Raw genomic sequence first — 18,384 nt, forward strand, 5'->3', positions numbered from 1 at the left:
TCAGGTAAAAAGACGATCGATTTCGAACACGCGCGTGAACAGCAACCAGAACAACACGACATCCAGCGCCAGCATCACCACGACACCCATCGCGACGCCCACGCTGTTGTCCGTCGCCTTCTTCTTGGGTTGCACGGTGGCATCGTCCGGGGACACCTGACATTGCGCGGCCACTTCCGCCGGCCAGCGCGGCAGGCGGCTCATTCGCATCCCGATCCAGCGAAACACGCCTGCCAGCGTCGTGACCGGCGCGAACAGCACTGCGAACGGGCCGAACATCTGCCATAGGCGGTACACCCCATAAAGAAACGGTTCACGGCGGTTTTCGATGGGCAGAAGCAGATCCGGAGCAGGCACGCTCGCCGGGCCTTCCTCCATGTAACGCCGGAAGTATTCCCAGTGCGCAAGCAACGGCTCGTCCGGCCCGATACCCTTCGGGTGAACCGGCATGACTGCGCCCAGGTAAAACGCATGCGTCGCCTGGCCGCTCGCGTCAGGCAGATAGCCCAATATGCCCCAGTTCAATCCACCCTTCTTCAGGCAGAACACCAGTTTGTCCCAGTCCAGCGACCACACCCCGTCGGGGCCGTTGTGCTGGAACACGTGAACCTTGCGCGTGGACCGCACCAGCCGGATCGGTTTGTAGGTGTAGTCCAGCATCTCCAGTTTCCATTGGTAGCCGATCATGAAAAGCAAAGGGACGCCCAAGATCACAAGCAACGCCAGAAGCACCAGCGACAGCGCAATCGAGTCGAATCGATTGGTAAAGACCGAGATCAATACCAGCGTGTCGACAAACAGAAGCGGCATCAGCAGAAGCGTGAACACCATCCCGCCGAAGCCACGTCGCATGTATCGACTGTCGGCGACTTCCAGATAGGTGGCGTTGTGCGACACGGCCATATCCAGCGACGTCGGCTGCCCGGTGATCCGTGCCGACTTAGTCTTGCCAAGTTCGTACGCGAGCATTTCACCCGTCGGCGCCCAAGGATCCTTCGGTGGCATGCCGAACTCTACTTCGAGCCAATATCGCTTGCTGAACAGTTGGCTCCAGTAGGCCTTTGTCGACGTGTCGTCGCTCATGTCGGTGCCCGCGTTGTTATCCGCTTGATCAACGACGCCTCTCGGGGTTCAGGACCTTCAGGTAAAAAGACGATCGATTTCGAACACGCGCGTGAACAACAACCAGAACAACACGACATCCAGCGCCAGCATCACCACGACACCCAAGGCGACGCCCACGCTGTTGTCCGTCGCTTTCTTCTTGGGCTGCACGGTTGCATCTTCCGGGGACACCTGACATTGCGCGGCCACTTCCGCCGGCCAGCGTGGCAGGCGACTCATTCGCATCCCGATCCAGCGAAACACGCCCGCCAGCGTCGTGACCGGCGCGAACAGCACTGCGAACGGGCCGAACATCTGCCATAGGCGGTACACCCCATAAAGAAACGGTTCACGTCGGTTTTCGATGGGCAGAAGCACATCCGGTGCCGGCACGCTCGCCGGGCCTTCCTCCATGTAACGACGGAAGTATTCCCAGTGTGCAAGCAACGGCTCGTCCGGCCCGATACCCTTCGGGTGAACCGGCATCACGGCGCCCAGGTAAAACGCATGCGTCGCCTGGCCGCTCGCGTCGGGCAGATAGCCCAATATGCCCCAGTTCAATCCGCCCTTCTTCAGGCAGAACACCAGTTTGTCCCAGTCCAGCGACCACACCCCGTCGGGACCGTTGTGCTGGAACACGTGAACCTTGCGCGTGGACCGCACCAGCCGGATCGGTTTGTAGGTGTAGTCCAACATCTCCAGTTTCCATTGGTAGCCGATCATGAAAAGCAGGGGCATACCTATCAGCAGAAACAGCGCCGAATAAAGCAACGACCACCATATCGACCCGTCCGGATCAAAAAAAATGACCCAAAGGACGATACCCAACGCGAACAGGAACGGCGCCAAAAGCAATGAAAACATCATCCCGCCGAAACCGCGTCGCATATAGCGACCGTCCGCTACTTCCAGGTAGGTTGCGTTGCACGCAACAGCCATACCCTGGTCAGTTGGCGCACCTTCAATACGTGCCGGCTTGCTCCTGTCAAGCCGGTACGCGAGCATCTCGGCTGTGGGTTCCCACGGATCTTTCGGCGGCAATCCAAACTGCACCTCACGCCAATAACGCTTGCTGAACAGCTGCCCCCAATAGGCCTTTGCTGACGAATCGTCACTCATATCGATTACCCTGCAGTTGCCTTGTTGAAATCGGCTTGCTCTTCCGGACCGTCATGATAGCTATTGGCGGGCCCCCATAGGCAGTTGCGCGTCCACGTCAGCGTGGGAGGGTCCTTGAAAATATCGATCACTACGGAAATGATCAAAACGATTGCCGTGACAATCCAGGCAGGAGGTCCTAACGCTTCCACTTCACTGCCGCTCAGAATCGCAACAACAAGTACTCGCGTGAGACCGAAGGCCAGATAAGTCTCTCCCGCGAGTCGCATGAAATAAAGGCCCGCAACGCCCAATTCATGATTTTTGACCGCTGCGTCATACAAATTAACCGCGTCGATCCCCACCGCAATCCACATCACGACCGCGCCCGCCCCCGAGCCACCCACCTTTATAAAGCGCAGAAAACCACCCCCCAAACTCTTCGCCACCGGCCCCAGCAACGGCAATCGCCGCACGCCGGCCGACTTGATGCCCGTGCTGACCAGATCCAGCATGCCGCCCATCAGACCGACCGTCGCAGACCTGAACGCCCATCCCACACGTCCCTCCTCGCTCTTCAGCGCCTTGCCCATCGCGTCCTGGGCGGTCGCCCACCCCAGCGTCGAAAACACCAACGACACCGACGCGAGCATGCCGGGCGATCGCGCATAGCGCAGCACCGTGCCCATATAGCTGCTGACCGAGACCTTCGTGACCACCTCCGCGCCCGGCGCCTTCCCGAGCGACAGCAATCGGTCGGCCGCGAGTTTGCCCTGCGCTTCGGAAGGCAGCCGATACAACGCGTCCTTGTCGGCCTCGCTGGCGTCCAGCAGCAGGTTCCACGACCGGACTTCCTCGTCGAGGCTGTAGCCGGCCTTCTTCGCCTCCTCTTCCAGGATGGCCATCCGCGCCTGCACGATCATCGCCCGATCGGCCTTGTCCGGACCGCTCGCGGCAGGCTGCAGGGTTTCCAGCGCCTGGTGCATCTCGGTGAACACGTCGCGCCGCGTGCCCACCACCTGCAACCGCTGCACCGGCATGCCTGCGTGCATCCCCAGTACCGTCTTCAGGTCTTCGGACGCCGGGTTGCGTTCCTTGATCACGGCCACCATCCGCGGCCCGAGTTCCACGATCAGTTCCGGCAGCGTATTCTTGCTGTCGATCGTCTTGTACGCATTTTCCCCGGCCATCTTGAGCTTGCTGATCACGGTCTTGTACAGCGAAAACAGCTTCGACCATTTGCCGGGGTTCGGCAGATTGTTGGCCGTATCAGCCGTCTTGCCGTCATTCTTCTGCGCGCCCGCGCTGACCTCTGAAGCATGGGCCTTCAGCTCGGGATGGTTGAAGAACAGCGATCGCCATATCAGGTTGTGAGCGGCCATGCCGCCTTGCAACCATTCATCGTAGAGCTTCACGCACGGCGCATAGCCCCCCGTCCCCATCACGCACGCCGCAAACAACGCGGTAAAGCCAACCCCGGTGTTGATGTCCTTCGCGTCGAAGTGGTAATCGAACACCGTCGTCATGCCGGCGCTTCTCATCCAGGCCACGTGGGCTTTTGCGAGCGGAAGCATGATCCGGTTGTCGTAGTCGTCGGACGCCTTTTCATACTGCTCCCGATACGTCTTGCGCAGGTTGGGATTGATCAGCTTGTCGTACTTGCCCCACTCCTCCTTGCGCGCGTGCTCGAGGTCGGCCGCCGTGAACTTCACTTTCTTGGCCTCGTCGAGCAGCGGCTGCATCTGCTTGCGATAGCTTTCCAGCAGGAAAGCCGTCCCGCCGCTATTCACCAGCTGGTTGTAATCGTCCTGCGATTTCCGGACCCGGCTGTTGTACAGATTCATCTCGGCCTGACGTTCGACCGCGGCCTGCAGGTTCGTCAGGTTCGTATCCAGGTCGGTCGGCCGTTTCCACTGATCCGAGAATCCCTCCCATCGCGCATTCATGTACGCCGGAATTTCCTGCGCGATGCCGGCCGGATCCTGGAGCGCCAGCACCAGCCCCTTCGCGGGCGCCAACCCGTCGCATACCTTCTTGAGCGTCGTGGCGGACAGGATGTCGCGGCACAGGAACGGACTCCAGCGCAACGCGCTCACCTCGTCCAGGAGCGTCATCGCATATTCAGCGACGATCATGTCGACCTGGTAAATCTGGAACGCGTGCTCGGGTTGCGGCGCCCCCGGCGTGCCGTGGTTGTACCAGGCGCCGATATCGACGAGACGCATGAACTTCTTCCGCTCTTTCGCGGACAATCCCGCATTGTTGTCGCGAATCGCCTTGGTCCACCACGCGTCGGAAAACCCGAACCACACCTTGCCCGCGCTGGCGGGATCCTGGATCGTGATCACCGACGCATTGGCCAGCTTGTTCGCATCGCGCTTGCAGTCCTCGTGGAAACGATCGCCACCGGGCGGCTTGTCGTCGACGAGCGGCACGCTCGACAGGATTCCCGATTCATCGACGGCATACGCTTCCCAGTGCTGATGCGTCTCGTAGAACAGGTACAGGTAGCCTGGGCGCAACGTGCGCCCCGTATAGACGGTTTCGTTGACGTCCAGCGGCACCTCGGCCGGCCCCAGCAGCGCTGTCGCGTCGGGTGGCGGGTGCGGGACCTTGTAGGTCCCGAACGTCTTCGTCGGCGCGATGCCATAGCGGATCGGCAGGATCGGCAATCCTTTCTTTTCACAGAAGGGGCAGGGTGTCGTCATCAACTCGCTCCTTGCGTCGAGTGATCGGTATTCGCCGGTGCAACACGTCTCGCGTCGGCCGCTCGCTCCAGATCCCGAACGATGGCCCGCCAGTCGTCATCGCTCCAGAGCGACGTGAGACGCCGGTAACGGGTGGGGTGCCCCGCGCACTGCTGCAACGTCGCAATGACTTCGGGGTGCGTATCGAACCCCGGATGCTTCAACATTCCGTGCCGTGCGAACGCCACGACGTCGTCGCGCTCGCTCAGGCCATGCGCTTCGGCCCTGACGAGCCACGCTTCGACCTGCGGCCCGTACAGCAGCGGCTCGGCACGCCACGCGGGCTCGGTTTCAAGTGCGGCGTGCGCCGTACCGATACGCCCGATGCGACGCCACACCGGCTCGCCTGGCGCGAAACGCACGTGATGCGATCCCTGCAACGGCGTCGATTGCGCAAACCACGCGCCGTCCGACGGGAACGTCCACACCGACACGGGTCCGAACAGCACGGACCGCTGGCCCGCGTCGAGCATCCAGCCCAGATGCAGGAATACAACCGGGTCGTAGAAGCGGAATATGCCGCGCGCGCCATCGGGAAAATGCGGCACGAGCAATTGCCGCAAATGCGCGCGCACGTATGCGGACGCCGCGTCGGACTGCAGCAGCCCGACGCACAGCGATGCGGCGATCGCCTCGTCGCGATCGGTCAGCAAGCGCAACGCCTGCGTGCGTTGCACGTCGCCCAAGTCCTGCCAGGCCAGCAGGGACGGCAACTGCCGCGACTGCGCGTCGAATCCGGGCGGCGCCAGCGCACGCAACGGGAAGTCTTGCCACGACAGCATCGCGTCCACGTCGCCCTGCAACGGGTCGAGCAGCAGGTGGTGGCGCGCATCGAGCGCGTGACCGTCGAAGTCGATGCGTTCCATCGTCAGCCCGCCGGCAGCATGACGACGCTGTCGTGGCTCGCGGCCGCGCCCGACAGGCGCAACTGGCAATCCTTCGCGCTGCTGCTGCCCAACGAGGTTTGCCCGCCCGCGCCTCGCGGCCCGGTCAGTTCGCGCTGCGCCGACTTGAATTCCACCCGCCCCGGCGCGCCGACCTCGATATTGCCGCCCTCCATCTTCAGGTACGCTTTCGCGGCATTCAGCAGCAGACGCTTCGGTGCCTGCAGATTCGCCGCGCCCTGGCTGCTCGACAGCACGACCGCCTGCTGCGCGGCCGCGCCGAGCGTGCCCGCATTCTGCGCCTGCAGGCTTACCGCGCCGGAGGCCGCGTGCAACGCGATGCCTTGCCCGGCGACGGGCCGCTCGCCCGCGGCGTTGCCCTGTGTATAGAACGCGACGCCGTGCGTCGCCGCCAGGGTTGTCTTGCCCTTGGCCGTCCATTGCAGATCCTGGCCGGCGCTCAGCACGGTCTCCGTCCCCGACACCCAGACCTGGCTGCCGGGCGTCACGGCGGCGAGACCGTCCGCGCCATGCGCGACGACATGCGGACGCGACCATGCGGCAGCGCTACCGCTTCCGCCGCCGGCCTGGGCAGACGTTCGGCCGTCGCGCTTTTCGGCCAGCGCCTGCTCGCTCTGCTGCAACCCGGTCACGGCGGCCGATTGCGTCGACGTGCCGGGCCCCGTCGCATGCCCCGCGTCATCCGCCCCCGCGCCGACGCTTGCCGCGGGCTGTGCCGGCTCGGCACCTTGCGCGCGCGCCGCCTCCGCGAGGCCGTCGAGCAGTTGACGGTTCTGGGTCAGCACCTGGCCCGCCGCACTCGCGTCCATCTGGCTGGCGCCACGCGCCGCGCTGACGAGCATGCCCGAGCCGCCGCGCAACGCAGCGGCAGCGTCGGTCGTCAACTCCATGCCATACCCGCGATCGGCTTGCCGCTGGTTGTCCTGAATCTGCTTGAGATGACCCAGCGTCAACCCGCTGTTGTGGTCCGTCGTATAAAGACGCGCACTCGCCTCGCCGGCCGTGTCGTCGAGCAGGAACTGCCGATAGCCGCCCGTCCCTTGCTGGCTCAGGTTCAGGTCCTGCGTCTTGATGCCCGTCAGTGCCGCGGGGTGGCCATTGCCTGCGAACCACGCGGCCGCATTGCCGGTACTGCTGGCCGGACCGCCCGCTTGCGCGTTGTGCTGCGCATCGGCATTGCCCTGGCCGTTGTACAGCGAACCCACCACCACCGGCCGGTCCGGTTGCCCCTCGAGCCAGTCGGTCCACACTTCCTGCCCGACGCGCGGCACGGTCACGCCGCCCCAGTTGTCGCCGCCGACCGGCGTCAGCACGCGTGTCCATGTGCCGGCATTCCGGTCGGCCGGCGCGTTGGCCGCGTGCGGATGATCCTCGAGACTCGCGGCCTTCTGCCCGCGCTGCGCATGGTGCTGGATCCGGACCCGGTGATCGCGATCGGTGTGAACCGGATCGCCCGCGCCGACGACGATCGCCGTTTGCGCACCCTGTACGGCCACCACGGGATGCGAGCGTGCGCCGTGACCGCCTTCGCTCAGCGGCCGGTACGTCTGTCCGGCCGGCAACGCGACGAAGCTGTTCGCATAGACCGCTTCGTTGCCCACCAGCGGCGCGCCATCGTGCGTCCCGCTGCCGAGCGCGGCGTGCAGCGCATGGGCGACGCCGTACTCGTTCACGTCGGTATCCAGCATCGGCGGTATGTCGCCGAGCGTCTGCTCGATCGCGGCGTGCACGTCCGCATCGACGTTCGCGCGCACGCTGTGCTGAACGCGCAGGCACACGAACGCGTCCGACGCCTTCAGCGCCGGATGCCCGCTGATCGCGAAACGCATTCCCGGATGCAGCGCCATGCAGGTGCTGCGCCCTTCGCTGCACAGCGCGGCGACGCGTTGCGCGTCGAGTTGCTGGCGCGCGCGCTGATCGCCGAGTGCGGCGGTCTGGAACGCATACGGGCCGGCAACGTCACGATCTTCGCCAGCCATCGCGACGCCGTCGGCCTGCGCGCCGGTCAACCGGTTCGACAGCGTGCGGTGATCCCAGCTCGCGCGTGCGACCCGGCCGATCCGCCAGCGACGCGCGGTCATGAAATGCTGGATGCTGCCCGCCGGATCGCCGTCGCTCGTCTGGTGAAAGCCGATGACCTCCGGCTTGTCCGGCGTGAAGTGCTGGTTCGAATCGGCGAGCACGAGCGTGTGCTTGCCGAGGCTGGACGTATGGGCGTCGCCGGCATGCTCGAACCAGTAGAAGATGCCCTCTTCGGCCCACAGCCGCTGCAGGAAATCGAAGTCGGATTCACCGGCCTGGGTGGTCAGGCTGCGCTTGCGGTATCTGGCGGGATCGGCCAGCGCCCAGCGCCACGCGGGTGCCACGGTGCCCGCGGTGTGATAGCCGAAAATCTGCTCGCTGATGTCGAGCACGCTGGCGTTCTGGAAATTGTAGTGATCGACGCGCTGGCGGAGCACCGCGAGCCACGGCTCGACTTCGAGACGAAAGCGGGCCAGCCCGCCGTTGTAGCCGATCCGCTCCGCCGCAATGATGTGACCGTGAACGGGGCGGCGGACGTCGCTGCCTTCACGCGCACGCCATTCGACCAGGATCGGCGCGCCGATCAGGCGCTCCAGCGGCAACGCCGCGTTCCCGGACAATGCCGTCAACTGAAACCGGTAGCCGCCGTGATCGACCGCCTCCCACCCGTGCAGACTCTCGGCGACCAGCGCGTTCGCGCCCAGCGGCGTGGTGACCCAGAGAAACCGGTCGTACTGCGACCAGTCTCCGGCGAGTTTTTTCAGAACGTCCATATTCGTCGACATGAATGTTTTCGCTTTCGTTACGACGCGCGCAAGCCGAGCGCGCTGCTTCGGAACATCGCCTGCATTCCCTGGCTCCTCCCGGAACGGCACCAGAATGTGATCAATCGCCGGTACGCCACGACTCGGAGCCCATTGCACCGCTCAGTGTCCCGCCGGCGCGCACGGGTTCCCTTCCTGCCCCGGCGTCGCAATGCGGACACCGCCCCCCGCTTGCCTGATCACGCAAAACACCGAGCCGTACACCGGGCCATAGTCCCCACCCGGTAAGATCGAGATGCTGTAGAACTTGTTGATGTCCAGCGCCCTCGGCGCCGCACGCACAACCGCCCCGGCCACGGTCTGGCCATAGACGAGACACTCGCCTCGCTTCAGATAAACCGGCGGCGCACGCTCCGGAACCTCCAGCTCCCAATACGTGACAACGGGACTGACCAGGCCGGTTTGTCTCGTCACACCGACCCCGCGGATCTGGATCGGGTCGGAACCCGTGTCGTCACTTGCCGGCAGGCAAGCAGCCGGTTTTCCGTCGATCTGCCTGATGTCCAGACGGACGGGACCATGCGACATCGCGTCTGCACGGGAGGCGAGCAGGCAGCAGGACACGCCCACCATTGCGCAGCTTCGCAACATGCTCCTCATGCTCCGTATTCATCCGTGGCTGCATCGACGCCACTCGAATCAATCAGGAACTCGAACATATTCACCATGCGCCGCTCAGTGATTGGCGGCACATGGATTCCGGTCGTTCTGTGGCACCGCGATATTCACGCCGCCACCGGGCCGCTTGAGCATGCAGAACGCCGCGCTGTAGACCGGCCCGGAATCCCCGCCCGGAATGATCGAGATGTAGTAGGTCCGATTGAGATCCAGCGGCTTGGGCGGCGTCCGGACGATCGCGCCGTTCACGCGCTGCCCATACACGATGCACTCGCCGCGCTTCAGGTAGACAGGCTTGGCCTCCGCCGGCACATCGAACCACCAGTAGGTCACGTCGGGGCTCGCCGGGCCGGTTGGCCTGGCGACCCCGACCGTGCGGATCTGGATGACGCTCTCGGCCCGTTCGTCATTCAGCGGCAGGCAGGCAGCAGGGTTCCCGTCGATCTGTTTGATTTCCAGCTCGATGGGCGCTTCCGACGTCGCCATCGCGCGCGACAGACAGAGCAGGCACGCGAGCACACCCAACACACTACTTCGGAAGATTGTCTGCATTCTTGGGATCCTCGAGGAGCGGAGCAAGGACATGATCGAGCTCGAACGGCGTGCCGACGTAGCCACGATGAAAGACGGCGAAAGGCGCCTTCAGCACCTGCACGGCGTAGTAATCCGCGACCAGGTTGCCCTGCTGCTCCATGTTGTAATCGTGAAATACCGCACCTGGCGCGACGGTGTATTCGTATGCGCTCTGTCCTCGAATCGTGACGGTCAGCGCATGCCATCGCACCGCATACCCAAGCTGGTACTGCCAGACATGGGTCATTTCGTGCATGAACAGGCTTCTTTTCCAGATGTTCGGGCCGTTCATTGCCGAGAAATCGTCGACGTACAGGTCGTCAAGGAAATACATCTTCCCGTTCGGCGTGACGGCGGTGTTCTTGTTTTGCAGGTTGAACCAGAAGTAACTCCCTTTGTGCACCCGCACCTTGTCGTAGTCGATACCGTCCTTGAAGACTGTCCGGGCCATTTCAATTTCGCCCGCGGTCAGCACCCGCTCATGGGCGTCGACCTCGACCGACTTCTCCGATTCCCCCAACTGAAACTGGTTCGTCTGCACGCCCTTGATCTTGACTTCGACCGGCGCTGGCGGCGTACCCGACGTGCGTCCGCAGCAGTCCACCATCTGGGTCGGGGTCAGCAGCGCCGACAGGATCCCCAGCGGGCTCGCCGACGCCACGCGCTCGGTCTTGCCCGCGTCATCGGTCACGCCCGACGCCGTGGTGCCGTCGGCCAGCTTCAACTGATAGGCAACCTTCGACAGCGGCACGCCGTCCGCGTTGACGAAGCGCAGTTGCTCGTCGTAAAGCGCGAGCGGCACGGGAATCGGGAAGGCCGGCAGCACCGGCGACTGCGCACCCGGCCCCATGAACGGATGGGCACCCGCCTTGACGGCAAACGATCCGGGCGTCTCGACCAGGATGTCCGCGCCCTTCAGCGTGATCCGGCTCGGCCCTTGCTGAAGCACGATCGCATCCTTCGCGAGCACGTCGATCCGGTCATCCGACGACGTGATGCACACCGACTGGTCGGCCAGGATCTGCATCGACGACGCATGCGCCTCGACACTGACCGGCCCGTGGCCGGCCACGGCCTTGATTCCGCCTGCGGCCGCGTACACGCTCGCCGCATCGCCGGACGCACCGGCGACCGTCGCGCCGGCAGCCAGATGCGCATCGCCCTGCGCGGTCAGGTGCACGTGCTTCTCCGCATAGGACACCGCACTGTTGCCGGTACTCATCACGACGTTTTGCGGCGACTCCAGCACGACGGCCGGCACCGCGAAGCGCTCGACCGGATCCCCGCTGCCGCCGGTTCCGCCGGCAGCCGGTTTGGTCGCGCTCTGCCCGTTCACCGCACCCGTGTACTTGCCGTCCTGCGCGGGATCGATCGCCTTCAGGAAATCCGCCTGCGCGGCGTTCGCCGTCAGCCGGCCGGCCGTTGCACGCGCCGCCGCCTCGTCGAGACCCTGTGCGGTCTTCACCGCCTGCTTCAACTGGGCAACGCTTTCTCCCAGATCCATTTGCGTCGAAGCCGCTTCCGTGCGCGCGGTGCCCGACACGAGCACACCGTCGCCCGCCCGCACGACGCCCCAGCCTTCGGTCGCGAGATCAAAACCTTCGCCACGATAGGCACCGCGAACCGCGCCCTGCTGATCGATCAGATAGCCTTGCGCAAGCCGGCTGTTCGCGACGCTGTTGCCCAGTTCATGACGCAACTGGCCCGACGCATCGTCCATCACCCAGCGGCTGCCCGCCGTGCCGTCGAGTGTCTGCGTCTGCATGCCGGTCAGCACGCCCGCGTGATTCGCGCTGCTGCCTTCACCGGCCGCGAACGGGGGCTGCACGCGGCCGCCGTAAAGCTGGCCCAGCACGACCGGCATGTCGATGTTTCCCGAGTCGAAGCCGACCACGACTTCCGCGCCGATGCGCGGCGTAAAGCTGTGGCCGAAGTTCGGGCCCGCCGCCTGTTCGGCGATGCGCGCAACCACGCCGGATCGATGGTCGCCGGGCGCATGCCCCTGCGGGTTCGACCGGCTCGCGGTGTCGGTCAGTCCGCCCGGCAGCGGCGCCGTGCCGCGCATCCACGGAAACTGCACGCGCACCTGGTGGTCGCGCGTGCTGCTCACCCGGTTCGACGGCTCGCCGACGACGATCGCGGTCTGCACGCCCTGCACGACCGGCCGGTCGCGATGAGGCGGCACGATCGGCACGCCCGGCGGCACCGCGGCAAAGCGGTTGCGATAGAGCCCCTGCTCCAGTTCGCCGTGCTCGAGCAGTTGCGCGATATCGGCACCGAGATTGTTGACCGCCTCGTGCTCGAGCGTCAGCGGGACGAACGAAACCGTACCGTCCGGATAGCCGGTCAGCGTGTGAACCTTGCCGATCTCCAGCGTACGCGACGAGCCGGCGCCATAGTGAATCCGCTTCGACAGGCGCAGCGCGTCCAGACGCTGCGACGCGTAGCGCTGCGCCTGGTCCGACGTCTCGAAGCGGCCGGCACGCTGCGCGTCCAGCACTTCGCGCGCGGGCATCGCGGGTGCATCGCGATCGGCCTCGCCCTCGGCATGCCCGGCGAGCGCAACGAGATTGCTGGCTTTCCAGCTCGCGGCCGTGACGCGATCCGGGACCAGTTGGTGCCGCGTGGTGAAATAGGTCAATACGCCGTCGGGGTCGCCCACGTCCTGCCGGTTATAGGCGACGGTGCTGCCTTTGGGCGGTTCGGCGCGCCGGTCGAACACCACGACGGTATGGTTGCCGGACGGTTTCTCGCCGGCGTCCTGTGCATGCTCGATCCGAAACGACAGGCCGGCCTCGGACAACTGGCGCATCACGAAGTCGAAGTCGGTTTCGCGATACTGGCCACGCAGATCGAACGTGCGCAACGGCTCCTTCAGTTCATAGCGCCGATGCGCCTCCGGATAGTCGCCGAACACGCGCTCGCAGATGCCCTCGGTATCGAGGCCGACGAAATACAGGCAGTTGCGGCGCAGCCGGAGCAGTTCGAGCCAGGAGGCCATGGTCAGCCGGTAGCGCGTGATCTCGCCGTCGCTGTCGCTGTACGCGGCCCGCACGACGTACCCGTTCCAGCAGCGCTCGCCCGCGCCGGTCGCGAGACGCAGGCGGATCGCCGTGCCGAGCAGCGGATTCAGGTCGAGGAACGGCGTGCTCGACAGCACGTCGATCTCGAACCGGAAGGACTCGTCCATCGCTTCCCGGCCATGAAACCGCTCGACCGCGAAAGCGCCCGGCATCGCCGTATCGATCTGGATCTGGCGAGTCGCCTGCGAATAGCCCTTCAATGCAGCAGCAATGTCCATTCCGTCCTCTTGCGTCACGCCGGCCGCGATGCTCGCCGCCGGTCACGCGGAATCGCTCAGTTGATGGCGTCGGCCTGCTTCCTGGCCACTCGCGCATTCGCCTCGTCGACCAGTTCCTGGATCGAGCTGTACGTAGGATTCCTGACGCCCGATTTTTCCTGCTTGCCCTTGCCGCGCAGGAACATCCATTCCGGCCACTGCCGGATGTGATCGAAGGCGCCCACGACGAACTCGCCGCACGGCGGAACGTGCAGTTCCTCGGCGGACTTTTCGCCGGCGAGATACGCATCCGACTCCGGACCGAACACGCGGTCCTGACACGACTCGTGCCAGAAAACCATGACGCGGCTGCGATCCGACTCGGGGAAATCGTCGAACACGAAACCGTCCTTCCGGTCGGAAACGGCGATGGTGCGCAGATTCCCCTGCGCATCGCGAATTCCGACCTTCCAGTGCGGATCGTCGTTCCGGTCGTAGTCCTGCCACGGGTTGATCGCTTCCTGGAGCACCTCGCGGCTGCCGTCGCGCTTCTCCAGCTCGAACACCACCGTGCTCTTCGGAAACGCCTCCGAATGGCCGAGTTTCGGGTTGCCCTTTATCTTGACGATGCCGTTCGCGGGCACCCGCACCTCGAGCCCGTCCTTCGCATGGAGCGGCTCGACCCCGTCACGCTGGTCGAACAATGCGACCACCGGGCCGACGTAGCCTTCCGGAATCACGTAAATCAATGGCATGCGCCGACTCCTATCCAGTCCGAACACGATTGCCGCGAGCAGCACGACAACCAGCAACACGACGTAACGCCACCTCACGCGACGCGCCGACGACGGCGTTGGCACTACTTCTTCCATAGCTTGGGATCCAGGTCTTCGCTATCGGGCGCGCGGCCCTCGTTGGGATTTCGATGAAGGTGGTAGTCATTCCAGGCCTGAACGGTCGTGTCACGGGTAGCCGGCGGTCGCTTGAAGCTGTCCTGCAGACGTTGCCAGACGGCACCCACGTCCTCGTATGCGGAAATATGCAAGGGCTTGCCCAGCCCGCCGCTCACGCCGTCGCCGATCTTGCTGAGCGGATCGGCCGGCCACGAGACAACGTCCATGCCCGGCAGGATGACGGGCGGCCCGTCGCCCGGCACACCGGACCACCCCGACGGATCCGGGTCGCTCATGTGACGCGTCGGCGTGCCCGGCGCGGTCTTGATGTCGCGGATCGCCGGGTAGTCATCGCGCCGGTCGGGCGTGCCGCCGAGCGCCTGTGTGAAGATCCAGAGTTTCGATCCGAAGTTGCCGTCGAGCGTCAGTTCCACCCGCAATACGTTGGCAAACATGATGCGCTTGTTGTCGCCGGCGAGGTGGGTGGCGGGCGTGCCGATCCGCACGTGGGTACCGAGGAACAGCTTGTTCCCCGCGGGGTCCTCGATGAACGATTCGCAGTTGGGGAACCCGTCGCCATAGACCAGCATGCAGATGTCCATCCAGCGGCGCACGCGCTCGACCCGGATCCACACATGCCCACGCGCGTCGAGCGTCGGAACGACGGTGGTGTGAAGCGTATTCCAGTCCAGCCGCGATCCCAGGAACGCAAAGTTCTTGCCCCCGTACCACGACGTCACTTCGGCAATCTGTTCTCCTGCGTGCCCCTGCTCGAAGGCGTTCGCATCGGCGGTTCCATCGGGCTGGTATTTCTTCTCGGTATAGGGCTCGGGACCGTCGGAGGCCCACCACGGCCCCGACGACGTGTTGGATCCCGCGTACTTCGTGCGTCTCAGCCGGTCCTGGAACTTGTCCTTGCTGCCCGCCGCCAGATTGCACGCATACAGCTGCCACACGCGTGACGTCACCTTGCCGGTCTGGCGAGCCAGGTAGCTTGGGTGAAAGCTCTCCTCCAGCGAAAAGCCGCGCGTGTCGCCGTGAAAGCGGAAACCCAGCCGCTCGAACTTCTTGTTCGGGTGAAACGAACGGATATTGACCGTGTATTCCACGAGCCTGACCAGCTCGACCGCGACCGGATGCCCGTCCTGTTGCGCCATCGGCGTGCTGTCGGTCTGGGTCAGCACCTTCGGGACGGCGACCGTATCAGCTCCAGCCATGATCGATGTCCTCGTTGCCGGTGTATTCGACCCGGATCGGTTTCGCCGCGGCCTGGGTCGAATAGGTCGCCGTCCGCCCGTCGCCGGCGCTGCTGCGCGCAGCCAGCGCATCGCCATGCGTGCCGACCATCCGGTAAGGCAGCCCCTTCACCGCGCCGCCCGTCTGCGCGTCGCGCAGCCAGTAATACTCGTTGTAGAGCCCGTGATCGCCCCACGCGCCCTTCGCCTTGTCCAGGTCGGTCGGCCCCTGGAACTGATGGTCGGCCGCGTGAACCGTCAGGTTGCCCGGGCACTCGAACGTGACATTGCCGCCCTCGATCAGCAGCGACGCGCCGCCGCTCACGGCGAGCCGCAGTGCCTGCCCGGCGGCCAGTTCGACGTCGCTCTTCGTCGCGGCCACCGTCAGGTCGTCCTTCGCGCGCAGTGCCAGCGTGCCGTGCTGTGCCTGCAGGTCCAGGTTGTCCTTGCCCGCAATCAGGCTGAGGCCGGCCTCGCTCGCCGCGCCCGTCCCGTTCGCGCCGGCCAGCCAGCCGATGCCCTGGCCGCTGTGGACCCGCAACGACCGGCTGACCGCCAGGTTGGTATCGCCCCCGCTGCCGATCGTCAGCGTCTCGCCCGCAGCCCACTGCAGCGCCTGGCCCGCGAACAGCCCCTGGCCGCCGCGAGCGGCGATGCCCAGCAACGCGTCGCCCGTATGCGGCAGCGCGTTGCCGGTGCCGCGTTGCGCTGCGTCGGCCGTGGCCTGCTCGAACCCGTTCGCGCTCACCGTAGTCGCCAGGCTGCGCGACAGCGCGTCGAGCGGTGCGGCTTCGCCGTCGAGCGACGACTCGCCCGCCTTGCGCACGCCGCGCTGCGCGGCAAGCGGCAACGTGCGGTGGGTGTCGGCCGCCTTGTCGAAGGTGCGCGCCAGCGCCAACTGTTGCGCCAGCAACGACTTCAGCGCGGCGACGTCGCCGGCGGGTTGCGCCGGATCCGGCGCATAGCTCGAAATCAGGACGCCGCGCGTCGCGCGCACGGCGCCATATGCATCGGAACGCAGCTCGACGCCCTGGCCGCGAAAACTGCCGAGATAGTTGTCCGCCTGGTGACGCAGGTGACCGAGGTTGAACTGGGTCGCGGCGTGCGTCGTCGCCATCTGCAGGCGCCCCATGCCGTCGCTGTCGTCCGTCACCAACTGATTGTGGCCCTGTGCGTCGAATCCCTGGCTCTTGAAGCCGGACAGCGCCCCCGCGTGGTTGTGCCGCTGCGTGCCCGCGCCGCCGCCGTGCCACGCCGGGCTGTACCCCCCGACCTGGTTGCCCTGCGCGCTCGGCGCATGATCGGCCGCCTTCGCGTAGATCGACTCGTCGAGCGGCTGGCCCGTCTCGCCGCCCGGTGTCGGCGATTCGCCGCCTTCGCCGCGACCGTTGAACAAGCCGCCGAGGATCACCGGCCGATGCACGAGGCCGTTCATGAACTGCACCAGCACTTCATGGCCGATCCGCTGCGTCTGCTGCAGGCCATGACCGTCGCCGGCCAGTCGCTGCATCGCGCGCGTCGCGAACACGCCCGTGTCGCCATCCGCCTGCCAGTGGTAGCGCAGCTTCAACCGGCCCTGCGCGTCCGTGTGAACCGGGCCGGTGGCGCCCGGTTGCGACTCGCCCTGCGGGCCGACCACGATCGCGGATTGCGCGCCCAGCGCCGTCGGCACCGGATTCAGCCGCTGGCCCGTCCCGTCCTCGAGGATGGGGCGCCAGACCTGCTCGCGCGGCACGCTCGTGAAACGGTTCGCGTAACCGCCGATCCCCGCCTCCTTCAGCACGCGCGGATCGAGATCGTCCGGCGGCAGCGTGCCAAGCGTCTGCTGCAGCGCTTCCATCACGGTACGCGGCAGGTTGTTGATACCGACATGGGTCACTTCGGTGACGAGAAAGGTGTCCGGCGTTTCCGCCGAGCCGCGCACCTGTTGCCATGGCGCGTTGGCGACGCGCAGCGCCCGGCCGGCCCGCGCCGTATGCAGCGTGCTGCAGCCCGCCCAGCAGCGCGCCTCGGACAGGATCGCATCGGCCTGCCGGCGCGCCGTGTCCTCGGCCGCGCGCAGCGTCGCGAACGCTTCCGGCCCGACGTCGTCGTACAGCTCGCGAAAGCCGGCCGGATTGACCACGCTCGCCGTCGCCGTCACCGACTGGTTGCCGCGATAGTCACTGCTGATCAGCGTCACCCGGTCGGCCGTCAGCGAGACGACCTGGCCCATGCCCAGGATCACGTCGCCGGTGCCGACCGCCATGCCGTTCAGGCGAAGCGGCAGGCCGCCGAGGCGCCGAGAGGTGTCGTCCTCGGGGAGCTGCGCGCTGTCGTCGAAGACGAGCAGCGTATGGCCCGCCGGCGCGTCATCGTCCTCGACGAAGCAGAAGCCGAGGCCGGCTTCCGCCAGCACGTGGCACACGAAATCGAGATGCGTGTGGGTGCGGTACTGCACGCGGTATTCGCACGGCCCGAGCGCGTCGATACGCTGGTTGGCATCGGCGGTGAAACGCCAGCGGGCGCTGCTGCGGTAGGCCGCGAACACAGTGTCGAGCACCTCGGCAACCGTCCGGTTCACGAACGTGCGCTGATCACGGCCGTGCGCGAGCGCCTCCAGCCATGGCACCAGTTGCAGATGGTAGCGTGCCAGCGTGCCGTCATAGCCGACGCATCCGGCCTCGGCCACGAGCCCGCTACGGGTCGTCGTCGATCCGTTCGCCAGCGTCGTGGTGAGGGTGACGCGCTGCCCGACCATCGCATCGAGATCGAGCCCGGGGTCGGTGGAGAGTGCGTAGACGTCCCAGCGATAGATCTCCGACAGCGCTTCGCGGCCGCTCCAGCGTTCGATCTGCAAGGACGAGATCGAACCGGGCCCGTCGAGTACGTGAAGACGATTCAAAGCACTGAACAGAGACGACAGTTGCGAGTTAACATCCATGCGGGTCTCTCTCACCTGTTACGTTTTTCTATTAAATGCGCCGCAGCGCAAAAACCTGCCCTCTCGAAAGCGCGATAACGAATACCAATGAAGCCGGCCCGGCATTCGTTTTTAAAATGACACAAAAATGTAAAATCATTCTGCGCCAATTGATATAACCCT

General features: G+C 65.4%; 11 protein-coding genes. All 11 read right to left on the reverse strand.

Annotation, left to right across the window (positions count from 1 at the left end):
- A complete protein-coding gene (locus tag BCEP18194_RS39235; RefSeq protein WP_011350291.1) occupies positions 1-1,083 on the reverse strand; it encodes a DUF6708 domain-containing protein in 1,083 nt (360 codons plus the stop codon).
- A gap of 57 nt (positions 1,084-1,140) precedes the next feature.
- Positions 1,141-2,223 carry a DUF6708 domain-containing protein gene (locus BCEP18194_RS39240; protein ID WP_011350292.1) on the reverse strand — a complete coding sequence of 361 codons (1,083 nt, stop codon included), beginning with the start codon at positions 2,221-2,223 and terminating at the stop codon, positions 1,141-1,143.
- A 5-nt stretch (positions 2,224-2,228) separates the two neighbouring features.
- Positions 2,229-4,910 carry a T6SS effector BTH_I2691 family protein gene (locus BCEP18194_RS05285; RefSeq protein ID WP_011350293.1) on the reverse strand — a complete coding sequence of 894 codons (2,682 nt, stop codon included), beginning with the start codon at positions 4,908-4,910 and terminating at the stop codon, positions 2,229-2,231.
- On the reverse strand, positions 4,910-5,815 hold the full coding sequence (locus tag BCEP18194_RS05290) for a DUF4123 domain-containing protein (RefSeq protein WP_011350294.1): 906 nt from the start codon (positions 5,813-5,815) through the stop codon (positions 4,910-4,912). Before BCEP18194_RS05290 ends, BCEP18194_RS05285 begins: the two co-directional genes overlap by 1 nt.
- A gap of 2 nt (positions 5,816-5,817) precedes the next feature.
- Positions 5,818-8,661, reverse strand: coding sequence for a type VI secretion system Vgr family protein (locus BCEP18194_RS05295; RefSeq protein WP_011350295.1), 2,844 nt, complete (start codon positions 8,659-8,661; stop codon positions 5,818-5,820).
- A gap of 141 nt (positions 8,662-8,802) precedes the next feature.
- On the reverse strand, positions 8,803-9,273 hold the full coding sequence (locus BCEP18194_RS05300; protein ID WP_244272801.1) for a hypothetical protein: 471 nt from the start codon (positions 9,271-9,273) through the stop codon (positions 8,803-8,805).
- A 102-nt stretch (positions 9,274-9,375) separates the two neighbouring features.
- Positions 9,376-9,870 (reverse strand): hypothetical protein, encoded by a 495-nt coding sequence (locus BCEP18194_RS05305; RefSeq protein WP_011350297.1) that lies wholly within the window; start codon positions 9,868-9,870, stop codon positions 9,376-9,378.
- A complete protein-coding gene (locus tag BCEP18194_RS05310; RefSeq protein ID WP_011350298.1) occupies positions 9,848-13,192 on the reverse strand; it encodes a type VI secretion system Vgr family protein in 3,345 nt (1,114 codons plus the stop codon). The genes BCEP18194_RS05305 and BCEP18194_RS05310 overlap by 23 nt, the downstream gene beginning before the upstream one ends.
- Before the next feature lie 56 nt (positions 13,193-13,248).
- A complete protein-coding gene (locus BCEP18194_RS05315; RefSeq protein ID WP_244272803.1) occupies positions 13,249-13,983 on the reverse strand; it encodes a hypothetical protein in 735 nt (244 codons plus the stop codon).
- Positions 13,984-14,030: 47 nt separating this feature from the next.
- A complete protein-coding gene (locus tag BCEP18194_RS05320) occupies positions 14,031-15,281 on the reverse strand; it encodes a hypothetical protein (protein ID WP_011350300.1) in 1,251 nt (416 codons plus the stop codon).
- On the reverse strand, positions 15,268-18,222 hold the full coding sequence (locus BCEP18194_RS05325; RefSeq protein WP_011350301.1) for a type VI secretion system Vgr family protein: 2,955 nt from the start codon (positions 18,220-18,222) through the stop codon (positions 15,268-15,270). Before BCEP18194_RS05325 ends, BCEP18194_RS05320 begins: the two co-directional genes overlap by 14 nt.
- Positions 18,223-18,384 lie beyond the last annotated feature (162 nt).

It is taken from the genome of Burkholderia lata, assembly GCF_000012945.1.
Taxonomy (GTDB): domain Bacteria; phylum Pseudomonadota; class Gammaproteobacteria; order Burkholderiales; family Burkholderiaceae; genus Burkholderia; species Burkholderia lata.